This is a genomic window from Mesorhizobium sp. M2C.T.Ca.TU.002.02.1.1, assembly GCF_003997225.1.
Genome location: NZ_RZTO01000047.1, coordinates 1 through 14,895 on the forward strand (window position 1 = coordinate 1; position 14,895 = coordinate 14,895).

The window sequence follows — 14,895 nt, forward strand, 5'->3', positions numbered from 1 at the left end:
CATCACAACAGCGTCATCACCCGGATGAAGCCTTCTGATTTCAACGTTCATTGTGTAAATTCTCCCCGGTCGGCTTAAGAGTTTTGACGTTTACGTAATTCCCAAAGCATCTAACCGATTGAAAATACTAGGGTCAAAATAATCGTTTGAATTTTTCTTTGGCCAGCGCTATTCGGTGCGGCCAAATCTCGCGGCTTCCCGCATCCTTTTCGGCCTCCCGGCCCCGTCACGACCTCGTCACAGACAAAGGGAAAACATCCTCACATGGCACGCAACAAGATAGCGCTCATCGGCTCGGGCATGATCGGCGGCACGCTCGCCCATATGGTCGGCCTCAAGGATCTCGGCGACGTGGTGCTGTTCGATATCGCCGAGGGCATTCCGCAGGGCAAGGGCCTCGACATCGCGCAGTCATCGCCGGTCGACGGTTTCGATTCCCGGCTGACCGGCGTCAACGACTATGCCGGCATCGAGGGCGCGGATGTGTGCATCGTCACCGCCGGCGTGCCGCGCAAGCCCGGCATGAGCCGCGACGACCTTCTCGGCATCAACCTCAAGGTCATGGAACAGGTCGGCGCCGGCCTGAAGAAATACGCGCCGAAGGCCTTCGTCGTCTGCATCACCAACCCGCTCGACGCCATGGTCTGGGCGCTGCAGAAGTTCTCCGGCCTGCCGACCAGCCATGTCGTCGGCATGGCCGGCGTGCTCGACAGCGCGCGTTTCCGCTACTTCCTGGCCGAGGAATTCAAGGTCTCGGTCGAGGACGTCACCGCTTTCGTGCTCGGCGGCCACGGCGACTCGATGGTGCCGATGATCCGCTATTCGACGGTGTCGGGCATCCCGCTTCCCGACCTCGTCAAGATGGGCTGGACCTCGAAGGAGAAGCTCGACCAGATCGTGCAGCGCACCCGCGACGGCGGCGCCGAGATCGTCGGCCTGCTCAAGACCGGCTCGGCCTACTACGCGCCGGCGGCCTCGGCGATCGCCATGGCGGAATCCTACCTCAAGGACAAGAAGCGCGTGCTGCCTTGCGCGGCGCACCTGTCGGGCCAGTATGGCGTGAAGAACACCTATGTCGGCGTCCCGGTGGTGATCGGCGCCGGTGGCGTCGAGCGCGTCATCGAGATTGATCTGTCCAAGGCCGAGCAGAAGATGTTCGACAGCTCGGTCGCGGCCGTCCAGGGCCTGACCGAGGCCTGCACCAAGATCGCCCCGCATCTGGCCGGCAAGTAATCATCCTCCCCGGAGACCAAGCGCATGAACATCCACGAGTATCAGGCCAAGGCGCTGCTGAAGACGTTCGGGGCGCCGGTCGCAAGCGGCGTTCCGGTGTTCAAGGCCGGCGAGGCGGAAGCCGCGGCAGCAGCGCTGCCCGGCCCGCTCTATGTGGTGAAGAGCCAGATCCATGCCGGCGGCCGCGGCAAGGGCAAGTTCAAGGAGCTCGGCCCCGACGCCAAGGGCGGCGTGCGGCTGGCGAAGTCGGCGGCGGAAGTCGTCGCCAACGCCAACGAGATGCTCGGCCATACGCTGGTGACCAAGCAGACGGGCCCAGCCGGCAAGCAGGTCAACCGCCTCTATATCGAGGACGGCGCCGACATCGCCCGCGAGCTCTATCTGTCGATCCTGGTCGACCGCTCGGTCGGCCGCATCGCCTTCGTCGTTTCCACCGAGGGCGGCATGGACATCGAGACGGTCGCGCATGACACGCCGGAAAAGATCGTCACCGTCGCCATCGATCCGGAAAAGGGCGTGACGGCGGACGACGTGAAGACGCTCAACGCCGCGCTGAAGCTCGACGGCGATGCGGCCAAGGACGGCGCCTCGCTCTTCCCGACGCTCTACAAAGCCTTCGTCGAGAAAGACATGAGCCTGCTCGAGGTCAACCCGCTGATCGTCATGAAGGACGGCCATCTGCGCGTGCTCGACGCGAAAGTGTCGTTCGACAACAACGCGCTGTTCCGCCATCCGGACGTGATGGAATTGCGCGACACCACCGAAGAGGACGAGAAGGAGATCGAGGCGTCGAAATACGACCTCGCCTATGTCGCGCTCGACGGCAATATCGGCTGCATGGTCAACGGCGCCGGCCTTGCCATGGCGACGATGGACATCATCAAGCTCTATGGTGCTGAGCCGGCTAACTTCCTCGACGTCGGCGGCGGCGCCTCCAAGGAAAAGGTCACGGCGGCGTTCAAGATCATTACCAAGGACCCGGCGGTCGAGGGCATCCTGATCAACATCTTCGGCGGCATCATGAAGTGCGACGTCATCGCCGAGGGTGTGATCGCCGCGGTCAAGGAAGTCGGGCTGAAGGTGCCGCTGGTGGTGCGCCTCGAAGGCACCAATGCCGAGCTCGGCAAGAAGATCATCAACGACAGCGGCCTCAACGTCGTCTCGGCCGACGACCTCGACGACGCGGCCAAGAAGATCGTCAAGGCGGTGAAGGGCTGAGCGGATGCCTCCGCGCAAGATAAACCTGGTCGAGGCTGCGGATCAAAAGATCGCCAAGGTCTTCGATCCGCATATCGCCGGCGACGTCAACGATGCCCAAGCCAAGGTCGCCAAGTTCGGCGAGGTCTTCGACTGGCACGCGCATGACCATGAGGACGAGGCTTTCCTGGTGCTGCGCGGCAGGATCGCCATCGATTTCCGCGACGGGTCGGTCGAGCTCGGCGAGGGCGACTTCATCGTCGTGCCGCGCGGCGTCGAGCACCGGCCGCGGTCGCTGACGAAGGAGCCGGTGGTGCTGATGTTCGAGCCGGCGACGACGCTCAATACCGGCAATGCGAAGAGCGACCACACCGTCACCGATCTGAAGCGGCTCTGAGCCATGAACGCGGCGCCCTTCTCCTCCCTCTCGGCTGCTCACCAACGCCTGCAGGCGCTGGTCGGCGCATGGCGCGGCGAGGAAGAGGTGGCGGCGACGCAGTGGACCGATGCCGGCACGGCGACTTCGGAAGTGCTGGCGGAGGCTGAGTTCGGCGGCCTGTTCGTGGTGCAGCGCTATCGCCAGCGCCGCGATGGCACGATCTCGTTCGGTTCGCACAATGTGTTCGGCTTCGACCAACCGAACGGCTTGGCCACCATGCACCAGTTCGACTCGATGGGATTCGTGCCGGCCTCGCCCGCAACTGGCGTGTGGGACGGCAACACGCTTTCGCTGCTGCGCTCATCGCCGCGCGGGGCCGCGCGCGTGACCTACGATTTCGACGGCGGCGACACCTATCGCATGCGGCTGCAATTCCAGCCGGTTGGCGGTGATGACTGGCTAGACATGGTGCGCGGCGTCTATCGGCGCGTTTCGCCTTCCGAGATGAAGGAAGGCTGAGCGATGGAGACGGCGGTCAGGGCGGTTGAAGGATTACACATAATCACACATATTATGGCTGTGTATTTATGTGGAGACGGACAATGAAAAACGTCACCCTGGCCATGGACGAAATTCTGCTTGAACAGGCGCGAGGCCTTGCCGAACGTCGCAAGACGACGCTCAACGCCCTCATTCGTTCACTGCTTGCGCATGAAGTCGAGCAGGAAGACCGAATTGCCTGGGCCAAGGCGGGAATGAAGCGACTTATGGACGAGGCAGCGAAACGGAGCGACAGCGCCGACACCCCTTATAAGTGGGATCGAAGGGACGCCTATGCCGACCGGGAAGATCGACTGCTTTCTCGACACGAACGTCCTGATCTACGCGGCTTCGGAGAAGAATCGTGATCCACGCCGCGCGCCGATCGCAGCAGACCTGGTATCGAACACTGTCTTTGGCGTGTCAGGGCAGACATTGGCCGAATTCACCGCGGTGGCCCGCGGGAAATCCCTCTTGGGGGACGACCTGCTCGACCAATGGCTCGTCCTCCTTGGAACCTGCCCGTTGGTGCCTGTCGATGAAAGCTATGTTCGCTCGGGATTGGACCTCGCGCGGCGCTACGGCATTCACTACTACGACGCTGCGCTGCTCGGAGCGGCGGAATATCTCGGCGCCCCGGTTTTCTACACCGAAGATCTCAACCACAACCAGGTCTATGGCTCGGTCCGGGCCGTCAATCCTTTTCTCTAATCGCTGAAGTCAGAGGCGTTCTCACCCATGTCCATTCTCGTCGACAAGAATACCAAGGTGCTGGTGCAGGGTCTGACCGGCAAGACCGGCACCTTCCACACCGAGCAGGCGCTGGCCTATCACGGCACCAAGATGGTGGGCGGCATCCATCCCAAGAAGGGCGGCGAGACCTGGACCGGTTCGAAGGGCGAGACCCTGCCGATCTTCGCCACCGTGGCCGAAGGCAAGGCAAAGACCGGCGCCAACGCCTCGGTCATCTACGTCCCGCCGGCAGGCGCCGGCGAGGCCATCCTCGAGGCGATCGAGGCCGAGATCCCGCTGATCGTCTGCATCACCGAAGGCATCCCGGTGATGGACATGGTCAAAGTCAAGGCGCGGCTCGACCGCTCGACCTCACGGCTCATCGGCCCGAACTGCCCGGGCGTGCTGACGCCCGACGAATGCAAGATCGGCATCATGCCCGGCAACATCTTCCGCAAGGGCTCGGTGGGCGTTGTTTCGCGCTCGGGAACACTTACCTATGAGGCAGTCTTCCAGACCACCAATGTCGGCCTCGGCCAGACCACGGCGGTCGGCATCGGCGGCGACCCGGTCAAGGGCACCGAATTCATCGATGTGCTGGAGATGTTCCTCGCCGACGACGAGACCAAGTCGATCATCATGATCGGCGAGATCGGCGGCTCGGCCGAGGAAGACGCCGCGCAGTTCCTCAAGGACGAAGCCAAGCGCGGCCGCAAGAAACCGATGGCGGGCTTCATCGCCGGGCGCACGGCGCCGGCCGGCCGCACCATGGGCCATGCGGGCGCGGTGATCTCGGGCGGCAAGGGCGGCGCGGAAGACAAGATCGCGGCGATGGAATCGGCCGGCATCAAGGTCTCGCCGTCGCCGGCCAGGCTCGGCACGACGCTGGTCGAGGCGATCAAGGGTTAAGTGAGTAGCGAATAGTGAATAGCGAGTAGGGAAAAAGTAACGCAGCGACCCTGGGGGGCTCCCCTACTCGCTATTCGCTAATCCCTATTCGCTCTGAAAAGGAGACGGAGCCAGGCTCCGCAGACGAAAATGGCAAGACAAGATCAGGCCAACGACCAATTCTCGCTCACCTCATTCCTTTATGGCGGCAATGCCGATTACATCGACGCGCTCTACGCCGCCTATGAGGATAATCCGGCCTCGGTCGACCCGGAGTGGCAGGATTTCTTCGCCGCGCTGAAGGACGACGCGGGCGACGTCCGCAAGAACGCCAAGGGTGCCTCCTGGGCCAAGCCCTCCTGGCCGCTCACGGCCAATGGCGAGCTGGTCTCGGCGCTCGACGGCAATTGGGGCCTGGTCGAAAAGGCGATCGAAAAGAAGGTCAAGGAAAAGGCGGTCGTCAACGGCGCGGCGCTTTCCGACGCCGACGTGCACCAGGCGACGCGCGATTCCGTGCGCGCCATCATGATGATCCGCGCCTACCGCATGCGCGGCCATCTGCACGCCGATCTCGATCCGCTCGGCATCGCCAAGCCGCTCGAGGACTATAACGAGCTGTCGCCGGAGAATTACGGTTTCACCGAAGCCGATTACGACCGGCCGATCTTCCTCGACAATGTGCTCGGCCTCGAATTCGGCACCGTGCGGCAGATGCTGGACATCCTGACCCGCACCTATTGCTCGACGCTCGGCGTCGAATTCATGCATATCTCCGACCCGGAAGAGAAGGCCTGGATCCAGGCGCGCATCGAAGGCGCCGACAAGGAGATCACCTTCACCGCCACCGGCAAGAAGGCGATCCTGTCGAAGCTGATCGAGGCCGAGGGTTTCGAGCAATATATCGACGTCAAGTACAAGGGCACCAAGCGCTTCGGCCTCGACGGCGGCGAAGCGCTGATCCCGGCGCTGGAGCAGATCGTCAAGCGCGGCGGTCAGCTCGGCCTGAAGGAGGTCGTGCTCGGCATGGCCCATCGCGGCCGCCTCAACGTGCTTTCCCAGGTGATGGCCAAGCCGCACCGCGCCATCTTCCACGAGTTCAAGGGCGGCTCGGCCGCGCCCGACGACGTCGAGGGCTCGGGCGACGTGAAGTACCATCTCGGCGCCTCGTCGGACCGCGAGTTCGACGGCAACAAGGTGCATCTGTCGCTGACGGCCAACCCCTCGCACCTGGAAATCGTCGACCCCGTGGTGATGGGCAAGGCGCGCGCCAAGCAGGACCAGCTCGCCGGCCGCGAGCGCGGCGAGATCGTTCCGCTGTCGGAACGCGCCAAGGTGATGCCGCTCCTGCTCCACGGCGACGCGGCGTTCGCCGGCCAGGGCGTGATCGCGGAGATGTTCGGGCTGTCCGGCCTGCGCGGCCATCGCGTCGCCGGCACGCTGCATTTCATCATCAACAACCAGATCGGCTTCACCACCAATCCGCGCTTCTCGCGCTCGTCGCCTTATCCCTCGGATGTCGCCAAGATGATCGAGGCGCCGATCTTCCACGTCAACGGCGATGACCCGGAAGCGGTGGTGCATGCCGCCAAGGTGGCGACCGAGTTCCGCATGAAGTTCCACAAGCCGGTGGTGGTGGACATGTTCTGCTACCGCCGCTTCGGCCACAATGAGGGCGACGAGCCGGCCTTCACCCAGCCGATCATGTACCGCAACATCCGCACCCATAAGACGACGGTGCAGATCTATGCCGACCGGCTGATCGCCGAGGGCCACGTCACCCAGGCCGAGGTCGACAAGATGCGGGCCGACTGGCGCGCGCATCTCGAGGCCGAATTTGAAGTCGGTCAGTCCTACAAGCCGAACAAGGCCGACTGGCTGGACGGCGCCTGGTCGGGCCTGCGCAGCGCCGACAACCAGGACGAACAGCGCCGCGGCAAGACCGCCGTGCCGGTGCGCACGCTGAAGGAGATCGGCAAGAAGCTGACCGACGTGCCGAAGGATTTCGAGGCGCACAAGACCATCCTGCGCTTCCTCGAAAACCGCCGCCAGGCGATCGAATCGGGCGAAGGCATCGACTGGTCGACGGCCGAGGCGTTGGCCTTCGGCGCCATCCTGCTCGACGGCAACCCGATCCGGCTTTCCGGCCAGGATTCGGAACGCGGCACCTTCTCGCAGCGCCATTCGGTGCTCTACGACCAGCGCGACGAGACCCGCTACATCCCGCTCAACAATCTGTCGGCGGCGCAGGCCGGCTACGAGGTCATCAACTCGATGCTGTCGGAAGAGGCGGTGCTCGGCTTCGAATATGGCTACAGCCTTGCCGAGCCCAAGGCGCTGACGCTCTGGGAGGCGCAGTTCGGCGACTTCGCCAACGGCGCCCAGGTGGTGTTCGACCAGTTCATCTCGTCGGGCGAGCGCAAGTGGCTCAGAATGTCCGGCCTGGTCTGCCTGCTGCCGCATGGCTATGAGGGCCAGGGGCCGGAGCACTCGTCGGCGCGCCTGGAGCGCTTCCTGCAGCTTTGCGCGGAAGACAACATGCAGGTCGCCAACGTCACCACGCCGGCCAACTACTTCCATATCCTGCGCCGGCAACTGAAGCGCGACTTCCGCAAGCCGCTGATCCTGATGACGCCGAAGTCGCTGCTGCGCCACAAGCGCGCGGTGTCGACGCTGTCGGAGATGTCGGGCGAAAGCTCGTTCCACCGGCTTTTGTGGGACGACGCGCAGCTCTTGGCCAACCAGCCGATCAAGCTGGTGAAGGACTCCAAGATCCGCCGCGTCGTGCTGTGCTCGGGCAAGGTCTATTACGACCTCTACGAGGAGCGCGAGAAGCGCGGCATCAACGACATCTACCTGCTGCGCGTCGAACAGCTCTATCCGTTCCCGGCCAAGGCGCTGATCACCGAGCTGTCGCGTTTCCGCAACGCCGAGATGGTGTGGTGCCAGGAAGAGCCCAAGAACATGGGCGCCTGGTCGTTCATCGATCCCTATCTCGAATGGGTGCTGGCGCATATCGACGCCAAGCATCAGCGGGTGCGCTACACCGGACGGCCGGCCTCGGCCTCGCCGGCGACGGGGTTGATGTCGAAGCATCTCAGCCAGCTCGCCGCGCTGCTCGACGACGCTCTCGGCGAATAACCGGACGAAACAGACCTCAAGAAGACAACGGACAGGCACATGGCTACCGAAATCCGCGTCCCCACTCTCGGCGAATCCGTCACCGAGGCGACCGTCGGCAAGTGGTTCAAGAAGGTCGGCGACGCGATCGCCGCCGACGAGCCGCTGGTCGAGCTCGAAACCGACAAGGTGACGGTGGAAGTGCCCGCCGCGGGCGCCGGAACGCTGGCCGAAATCACCGTCAAGGAAGGCGAGACGGTCAATGTCGGCGCGTTGCTCGGCTCGATTTCGGCGGGCGGCGCGGCCGCCGCTCCCGCCACCAAGCCGCAGGCGGTGGCGCAGGCCTCGAGCCCGGACGCCGCGTCCACCACCAAGCAAGCCGCGGCCGAGACCGCCAAGGTCGCCGGCGACGCCGGCTCGATCGAGCCGCGCACCATGCCGCCGGCCCCGGCGGCAGCCAAGCTGATCGCCGAAAACAATCTTTCGGTCGACCAGCTGTCCGGTTCCGGCAAGCGCGGCCAGGTGCTGAAGGGCGATGTGCTCGACGCCATCGCCAGGGGCGCGCCCTCGCAGCCGGCCGAGACGCCGAAGGCGGCTCCGGCGCCGGTCGTTGCCCGCGCGCCGTCCCCGGCCGAGGATGCGCCGCGCGAGGAGCGCGTGCGCATGACCAAGCTGCGCCAGACCATCGCCCGCCGCTTGAAGGAGGCCCAGTCGACCGCCGCCATGCTCACCACCTTCAACGAGGTGGATATGAGCGCGGTGATGGCGCTCAGGTCCAAATACAAGGACGTGTTCGAGAAGAAGCACGGTGTGAAGCTCGGCTTCATGGGCTTCTTCACCAAGGCGGTGACGCATGCGCTGAAGGAGATTCCGGCGGTCAATGCCGAGATCGACGGCACCGATATCATCTACAAGAATTTCGCCCATGTCGGCGTCGCCGTCGGCACGGACAAGGGCCTGGTGGTGCCGGTGGTGCGCGACGCCGACCAGATGTCCATCGCCGAGATCGAGAAGGAGATCGGCCGGCTGGGTCTCGCCGCGCGCGACGGCAAGCTTTCGGTGGCGGACATGCAGGGCGGCACGTTCACGATTTCCAACGGTGGCGTTTACGGATCGCTGATGTCGACGCCGATCCTTAATGCGCCGCAGTCCGGCATTCTCGGCATGCACAAGATCCAGGACCGGCCCGTGGTGGTCGGCGGCCAGATCGTTATCCGGCCGATGATGTATCTGGCGCTCAGCTACGACCACCGCATCGTCGACGGCAAGGAAGCGGTGACCTTCCTCGTGCGCGTCAAGGAAAGCCTGGAGGATCCCGAGCGGCTGGTGCTCGATCTGTGATCGGATCGGATCCGCAATGAGCGGCTGGCCGGAGCGGTTCGGGTTCAAGCTCGGCCATAGCCTGCGGCGAATTTTCCGGCGCAGCATCGTCATGCTTGGCCTCTCCGCCGCCGTTCCCTCGCCGGCAATCGCCGCCGATTGGGATCCGGCGACGGCCAGCAGCAATTTCGGCGTCTTCGCGCTCTCCGACGCGCAACTGGCGGAGCGCAAGATCACCGTCACACCGATCGGCGAGCTCGAACTCCCGACCGGCGAGATCATCGCCTGCGACCCTCTGATCACGACGGACGACTGGCCGGCGCTCGCCCGCAAGGTCAAGCCCGGGCACTATCCGGTCACGCTGTTGGAGGCGCAGGGCCGGGTCGCCGCGGCGTTCCTTCGCTTCCGTCCCGGCGTACCGGCGCGCTGGGAACTCGCCGTCCTGCCGGGGCAGGACGTCTCGACGCTGAACGGCGACGAGATCTTCGGCTATCCCGTCGATGCCGGCCTCGGCTCGTTCATGGACAAGGCGGCGATGGCCCTGATGTCGGCCGCGCAGGACAAGCTCAAGCCCGAACAGAACTATTATGACGATGTGCTGGCGGCCGAGTTCGCGCCGAACCAGGACCGGTTCGTCATGCACCATCCGGCCGCCGGCAATCCGGTCAACATCGCGATGTTCTGGAGTGGCTGGGGCGACGGATTCTACCCGTCCTTCTGGGGGCTGGACGCAGCGGGCGAGCCGGTGGTCCTGATGACCGATTTCGGCGTGCTCGAAAACGCCGACGGCCGCGAAGACGACCAGGCCAAGTGATGACGACAGCCGTCTCGCCCGTGATTGGATTGATGGCCGGATCGCTGGCGCTCGCGGCGGCGAATTCCAATGCTCAGGCCGCCTGCCCGATCCAGCTTGCGGTCTATGGCGAGGCGCAGAGCGGCGCCGAGATCGACTTCACGCCGGCCGGCCCCTCGGCGACGATCACCAACGCCTTCCGCATGATCCTCGACAACAATGTCGTGCTCGACGGCATCGCGATGTGGACCGAGGGATCGGCGGCGCGGCCGCATGGCTCGCTGATGTACAAATGCCCGACCGGCGACGTCACCGGCGATGAGCTTGCCGCCTGCACGGTCTGGGAAGGCGTCATCTACAGCGCCGACGAGAAAGGCGGTGTCGGCCTGCTGCCAGCCGAAGGCGCCGACGCGCCGAAAAGCCTGATCTTCCCCGATCTCGGGCCGTCACTCGAAATGTCGGCCGCCTATGGTCCCGCCGGCTTCTCCAAAGTGCCATGGGACATCTTCGTGCTGAAAGGCTGCCAGGAATGAGCGCGGACAACAAGATACTGCTGGTCACCGGCGGCAGCCGCGGCATCGGCGCCGCCATCTGCCGGCAGGCGAACCGGGCCGGTTACCGCGTTGTGGTCAACTACGTCTCCAACCAGGCGGCCGCCGATGCGCTGGTCGCCGAGCTCAAGGCCACAGGCGGCGATGCCTTCGCGGTCAAGGGCGATGTCGGCAGCGAGGCCGATGTGATTGCGATGTTCGAAGCCGTCGACCGGGCCTTCGGCCGGCTCGACGCCTTCGTCAACAATGCCGGCATCGTCGACGTCAAGGCGCGGGTCGACGAGATGAGCGTCGAGCGGGTCGAGCGCATGATGCGCATCAATGTCGTCGGCTCGTTCCTCTGCGCCCGCGAAGCGGTGAAGCGCATGTCGACCCGTCACGGCGGCAAGGGTGGCGCCATCGTCAACCTGTCCTCGGCGTCCGCCAGGCTCGGCTCGCCCGGCGAATTTGTCGACTATGCCGCCTCCAAGGGCGCGATCGACAGCATGACCATCGGGCTCGCGCGCGAAGTCGCGTTGGAGAGCATCCGCGTCAACGCGGTCAGTCCCGGCATCACGGACACCGAAATCCATGCGTCGGGCGGCCAGCCCGACCGGGTGGCGCGGTTGCAGGACGCGCTGCCGATGAAACGGGCAGGCACGGCGGATGAAGTCGCGAGCGCGGTTCTCTATCTTCTGTCGGGCGCGGCCTCCTATATAACGGGCACGATCCTGAATGTGAGCGGCGGCCGCTGAAGGCTGGATAAAAAGGATTCTATATTATGGCTTATGACGTGGTTATCATCGGATCGGGGCCGGGCGGCTATGTCTGCGCCATCAAGGCGGCGCAGCTCGGCCTGAAGACGGCGGTGGTCGAGAAGAACGCCACCTTCGGCGGCACCTGCCTCAACATCGGCTGCATCCCGTCGAAGGCGCTGCTCCACGCCTCCGAGATGTTCGCGGAAGCCGGCCACGCTTTCGATACGCTGGGCATCGAGTTGCCGGCGCCGAAGCTCAATCTGAAGAAGATGATGGCGCATAAGGACACGACGGTCGCCTCCAACGTCAACGGCGTCGCCTTCCTGTTCAAGAAGAACAAGATCGATTCCTTCCGCGGCACCGGCAAGGTGGTCGGCGCCGGCAAGGTTTCGGTGACCGGCGAGGACGGCAAGGTCGAGGAGATCGAGACGAAGAACATCGTGATCGCCACCGGCTCGGATGTCGCCGGCATTCCGGGCGTCAAGGTCGATTTCGACGAGAAGGTGATCGTCTCCTCCACCGGCGCGCTGTCGCTGGCCAAGGTGCCCGCCACCCTCGTGGTGGTCGGCGGCGGCGTCATCGGGCTGGAGCTTGGCTCGGTGTGGGCCAGGCTCGGCGCCAAGGTCACGGTTGTCGAGTTCCTCGACAATATCCTCGGCGGCATGGACGGCGAGGTGTCGAAGCAGTTCCAGCGGCTCCTCTCCAAGCAGGGCTTCGAGTTCAAGCTCGGCGCCAAGGTCACCGGCGTCGCCAAGGCCAAGAAGGGCGCCACCGTCACCTTCGAGCCGGTCAAGGGCGGCGCGGCGGAAACCATCGAGGCCGACGTGGTGCTGGTCGCCACCGGACGCCGTCCCTATGCCGATAGCCTCGGCTTGAAGGAGGCGGGCGTCGAGGTCGACGAGCGCGGCAGGGTCAAGACCGACGGGCATCTCAGGACCAACGTGCCCGGCATCTATGCCATCGGCGACGTCGTTGCCGGCCCCATGCTGGCGCACAAGGCCGAGGACGAGGGCGTCGCGGTGGCCGAGACGATCGCCGGCCAGGCTGGCCATGTGAACTACGACGTCATCCCGAGTGTCGTCTACACCAGCCCGGAGATCGCCTCGGTCGGCAAGACCGAGGAGGAGCTGAAGAAGGCCGGCATCGACTACAAGGTCGGAAAATTCCCGTTCAGCGCCAATGGCCGAGCGCGCGCCATGCTGCACACCGACGGCTTCGTGAAGATTCTGGCCGACAAGGCCAGCGACCGCGTGCTCGGCGTCCACATCGTCGGTTTCGGCGCCGGCGAGATGATCCACGAGGCGGCGGTGCTGATGGAATTCGGCGGCTCGTCCGAAGACCTCGCGCGCACCTGCCACGCGCATCCGACGATGTCGGAAGCGGTGAAGGAAGCGGCGCTGGCCACGTTCTTCAAGCCGATCCATATCTAGAGCAACTCCAGGAAAGTGTGAGCGGTTTTCCGTCCGGAATTGCGTAAAAACAAAGAGATAGAGCATCATCCCGAACCGAAGGGCGATACGCGTCAGGGTTCGGTATGGCCCGTATCGCACTAGGAGATACCTCGTGTCCAAAGGCTCCGATCTGCTTGTTGCCGCCCTCGAGAATGAAGGCGTGGACCGTATCTTCGGCATACCGGGCGAGGAGAACCTCGACGTCGTCGAGTCCATTCGCAAATCCTCGATAGAGCTTATCCTGACCCGCCATGAGCAGGCGGCCGCGTTCATGGCCGCTACCCACGGCCGGCTCACCGGCAGGCCCGGCGTCTGCATCACCACACTTGGCCCCGGCGCCTTGAACCTGACGACAGGCGCGGCCTACGCGCTGCTTGGGGCCATGCCCATGGTCATGATCACCGGGCAGAAGGGCGTCAGGTCGTCCAGGCAGGCCCGTTTCCAGATCGTCGACGTCGTGGCGGCGATGAAACCCCTGACCAAGCTTTCGCGTCAGATCGTTTCGCCCAGGATGATTCCGGGCGTGGTGCGCGAGGCTTTCCGCGTGGCCGGCGAGGAGCGTCCGGGACCGGTGCATCTGGAGCTGCCCGAGGACATCGCCGCCGAGGAATGCGACGCGGTGGCGCCGATTCCGCCGCACCCGGTCGAGCTGCCGCTGGCGAGCCCGCTTGCGCTCGACCGCGCCGCGCAGATGATCATCGAGGCTAAGCGGCCGCTGGCGATGATGGGCGCCGCCGCCTCGCGGCCGCGCTCGACCTCGGACCTCGCCCAGTTCGTTCTGCGGACCGGCATTCCCTATTTCACAACCCAGATGGGCAAGGGCACGGTACCGGGTGGAACCGAGCTTTATATGGGCACGGCCGCGTTGTCCGAGCGCGACTACGTGCATGAAGCGATCGAGCGGGCGGATCTCATCATCACGATCGGCCACGACACGGTCGAGAAGCCACCCTTCATCATGGGCGCCGACGGGCCGAAGGTCATTCATGTCGGCTACCAGCCGGCCACTGTCGAACAGGTCTATTTCCCGCAAACCGAGGTGATCGGCGATATCGGCGCCTCGCTCAGGCTGTTGGCCGACCGCCTGGAAGGCAACATTCCCAATGCGCAGGCACTGCTGCCGCTGCGCGAGGGAATATTGAGCCGCATCGCGGCGCGCGACACCGAGGACCGCTTCACCCCGCAGCGCCTCGTGCACGACGTGCGCGCGGTGATGCCGGCCGACGGTATCCTGGCGCTCGACAACGGCATGTACAAGATCTGGTTCGCGCGCAACTACCGCACGCGCGTCGCCAACACGCTGCTGCTCGACAACGCGCTGGCCACGATGGGCGCCGGCCTGCCGTCGGCGATGATGGCGGCGATGCTTTTTCCGGAACGCCGCGTCATGGCGGTTTGCGGCGATGGCGGCTTCATGATGAACAGCCAGGAGCTGGAAACAGCCGTCAGACTGAAGCTCAATCTCGTGGTCCTGGTCATCGAGGACCATGCCTACGGCATGATCCGCTGGAAGCAGGCGGTCGACGATTTTCCCGATTTCGGCATGACCTTCGGGAATCCCGATTTCGTCCGCTATGCCGAAGCCTATGGCGCCAGGGGCACCAGGGTAGGCGCCATCGCCGAGTTGAGACCTGCCCTCGAGCAGGCCTTTGCCGCGGGTGGCGTCAATCTCGTCGCCGTTCCGATCGACTATTCGGAGAATGAGCGGGTCCTGGTCGAAGAGCTGCGCCATCGGCTCCCCTGGCCGGCCAGTCCCGTGTGACGCGTTTTTCCGAAGCTGGGGACAGCGCCCCAAACAGAACGGCCCGCCTTTCGGCGGGCCGTTCGTCGTCAAGCTGTAGCCCGATCACTGCGCCGGGGCAGGTGCCGGAGCGGGGGCCGGCGCGGGTGCAGGAGCCGGAGCTGGCGCGGGAGCCGGGGCAGGCGCCGGAGCGGGTGCGGGCTCAGGGGCTGGGGC

At 64.8% G+C, this 14,895-nt stretch carries 14 protein-coding genes; all 14 read left to right on the forward strand.

Annotated features, from left to right (window positions below):
• The first annotated feature begins 264 nt into the window (after positions 1–264).
• The 14 genes from mdh (at position 265) to EOD07_RS04425 (ending at position 14,700) form a co-directional block, all read left to right on the forward strand.
• A complete protein-coding gene (mdh, locus tag EOD07_RS04360) occupies positions 265–1,233 on the forward strand; it encodes a malate dehydrogenase (RefSeq protein ID WP_127234115.1) in 969 nt (322 codons plus the stop codon).
• Positions 1,234–1,257: 24 nt separating this feature from the next.
• Positions 1,258–2,451 carry an ADP-forming succinate--CoA ligase subunit beta gene (sucC, locus tag EOD07_RS04365; RefSeq protein WP_127234116.1) on the forward strand — a complete coding sequence of 398 codons (1,194 nt, stop codon included), beginning with the start codon at positions 1,258–1,260 and terminating at the stop codon, positions 2,449–2,451.
• A gap of 4 nt (positions 2,452–2,455) precedes the next feature.
• Positions 2,456–2,827, forward strand: coding sequence for a cupin domain-containing protein (locus tag EOD07_RS04370; RefSeq protein WP_127234117.1), 372 nt, complete (start codon positions 2,456–2,458; stop codon positions 2,825–2,827).
• Between the two features lie 3 nt (positions 2,828–2,830).
• Entirely contained in the window at positions 2,831–3,328 is a 498-nt protein-coding gene (locus tag EOD07_RS04375; RefSeq protein ID WP_127234118.1) for a DUF1579 family protein, read from the forward strand.
• An 83-nt stretch (positions 3,329–3,411) separates the two neighbouring features.
• Positions 3,412–3,717, forward strand: a complete 306-nt coding sequence (locus tag EOD07_RS04380; protein ID WP_127234119.1) for a hypothetical protein — start codon at positions 3,412–3,414, stop codon at positions 3,715–3,717.
• Positions 3,644–4,060, forward strand: a complete 417-nt coding sequence (locus EOD07_RS04385; protein WP_127234120.1) for a PIN domain-containing protein — start codon at positions 3,644–3,646, stop codon at positions 4,058–4,060. The genes EOD07_RS04380 and EOD07_RS04385 overlap by 74 nt, the downstream gene beginning before the upstream one ends.
• A gap of 27 nt (positions 4,061–4,087) precedes the next feature.
• Positions 4,088–4,990: a succinate--CoA ligase subunit alpha gene (sucD, locus tag EOD07_RS04390; protein ID WP_041010998.1), complete on the forward strand. Its 903-nt coding sequence runs from the start codon at positions 4,088–4,090 to the stop codon at positions 4,988–4,990.
• A 129-nt stretch (positions 4,991–5,119) separates the two neighbouring features.
• Entirely contained in the window at positions 5,120–8,107 is a 2,988-nt protein-coding gene (locus EOD07_RS04395; protein WP_073985225.1) for a 2-oxoglutarate dehydrogenase E1 component, read from the forward strand.
• A 39-nt stretch (positions 8,108–8,146) separates the two neighbouring features.
• Positions 8,147–9,427, forward strand: a complete 1,281-nt coding sequence (odhB, locus tag EOD07_RS04400) for a 2-oxoglutarate dehydrogenase complex dihydrolipoyllysine-residue succinyltransferase (RefSeq protein ID WP_127234121.1) — start codon at positions 8,147–8,149, stop codon at positions 9,425–9,427.
• Positions 9,428–9,443: 16 nt separating this feature from the next.
• A complete protein-coding gene (locus tag EOD07_RS04405; protein WP_052468686.1) occupies positions 9,444–10,220 on the forward strand; it encodes a DUF4241 domain-containing protein in 777 nt (258 codons plus the stop codon).
• Positions 10,220–10,732 carry a hypothetical protein gene (locus EOD07_RS04410; protein WP_127234122.1) on the forward strand — a complete coding sequence of 171 codons (513 nt, stop codon included), beginning with the start codon at positions 10,220–10,222 and terminating at the stop codon, positions 10,730–10,732. Before EOD07_RS04405 ends, EOD07_RS04410 begins: the two co-directional genes overlap by 1 nt.
• A complete protein-coding gene (locus EOD07_RS04415; protein ID WP_127234123.1) occupies positions 10,729–11,484 on the forward strand; it encodes an SDR family oxidoreductase in 756 nt (251 codons plus the stop codon). The genes EOD07_RS04410 and EOD07_RS04415 overlap by 4 nt, the downstream gene beginning before the upstream one ends.
• A 26-nt stretch (positions 11,485–11,510) precedes the next feature.
• Positions 11,511–12,917, forward strand: coding sequence for a dihydrolipoyl dehydrogenase (gene lpdA, locus EOD07_RS04420; protein WP_127234124.1), 1,407 nt, complete (start codon positions 11,511–11,513; stop codon positions 12,915–12,917).
• Between the two features lie 133 nt (positions 12,918–13,050).
• Entirely contained in the window at positions 13,051–14,700 is a 1,650-nt protein-coding gene (locus tag EOD07_RS04425; protein ID WP_127234125.1) for an acetolactate synthase large subunit, read from the forward strand.
• Positions 14,701–14,895: the final 195 nt, after the last annotated feature.

What these genes read in the sequence shown, in the direction of transcription:
- EOD07_RS04385 (WP_127234120.1), top strand. Translation starts at nt 3,644, where the DNA reads ATGCCGACCGGGAAGATCGACTGCTTTCTCGACACGAACGTCCTGATC.
- EOD07_RS04415 (WP_127234123.1), top strand. Translation starts at nt 10,729, where the DNA reads ATGAGCGCGGACAACAAGATACTGCTGGTCACCGGCGGCAGCCGCGGC.
- EOD07_RS04375 (WP_127234118.1), top strand. Translation starts at nt 2,831, where the DNA reads ATGAACGCGGCGCCCTTCTCCTCCCTCTCGGCTGCTCACCAACGCCTG.
- EOD07_RS04405 (WP_052468686.1), top strand. Translation starts at nt 9,444, where the DNA reads ATGAGCGGCTGGCCGGAGCGGTTCGGGTTCAAGCTCGGCCATAGCCTG.
- EOD07_RS04410 (WP_127234122.1), top strand. Translation starts at nt 10,220, where the DNA reads ATGACGACAGCCGTCTCGCCCGTGATTGGATTGATGGCCGGATCGCTG.
- EOD07_RS04395 (WP_073985225.1), top strand. Translation starts at nt 5,120, where the DNA reads ATGGCAAGACAAGATCAGGCCAACGACCAATTCTCGCTCACCTCATTC.
- sucC (WP_127234116.1), top strand. Translation starts at nt 1,258, where the DNA reads ATGAACATCCACGAGTATCAGGCCAAGGCGCTGCTGAAGACGTTCGGG.
- EOD07_RS04370 (WP_127234117.1), top strand. Translation starts at nt 2,456, where the DNA reads ATGCCTCCGCGCAAGATAAACCTGGTCGAGGCTGCGGATCAAAAGATC.
- odhB (WP_127234121.1), top strand. Translation starts at nt 8,147, where the DNA reads ATGGCTACCGAAATCCGCGTCCCCACTCTCGGCGAATCCGTCACCGAG.
- mdh (WP_127234115.1), top strand. Translation starts at nt 265, where the DNA reads ATGGCACGCAACAAGATAGCGCTCATCGGCTCGGGCATGATCGGCGGC.
- sucD (WP_041010998.1), top strand. Translation starts at nt 4,088, where the DNA reads ATGTCCATTCTCGTCGACAAGAATACCAAGGTGCTGGTGCAGGGTCTG.
- EOD07_RS04380 (WP_127234119.1), top strand. Translation starts at nt 3,412, where the DNA reads ATGAAAAACGTCACCCTGGCCATGGACGAAATTCTGCTTGAACAGGCG.
- lpdA (WP_127234124.1), top strand. Translation starts at nt 11,511, where the DNA reads ATGGCTTATGACGTGGTTATCATCGGATCGGGGCCGGGCGGCTATGTC.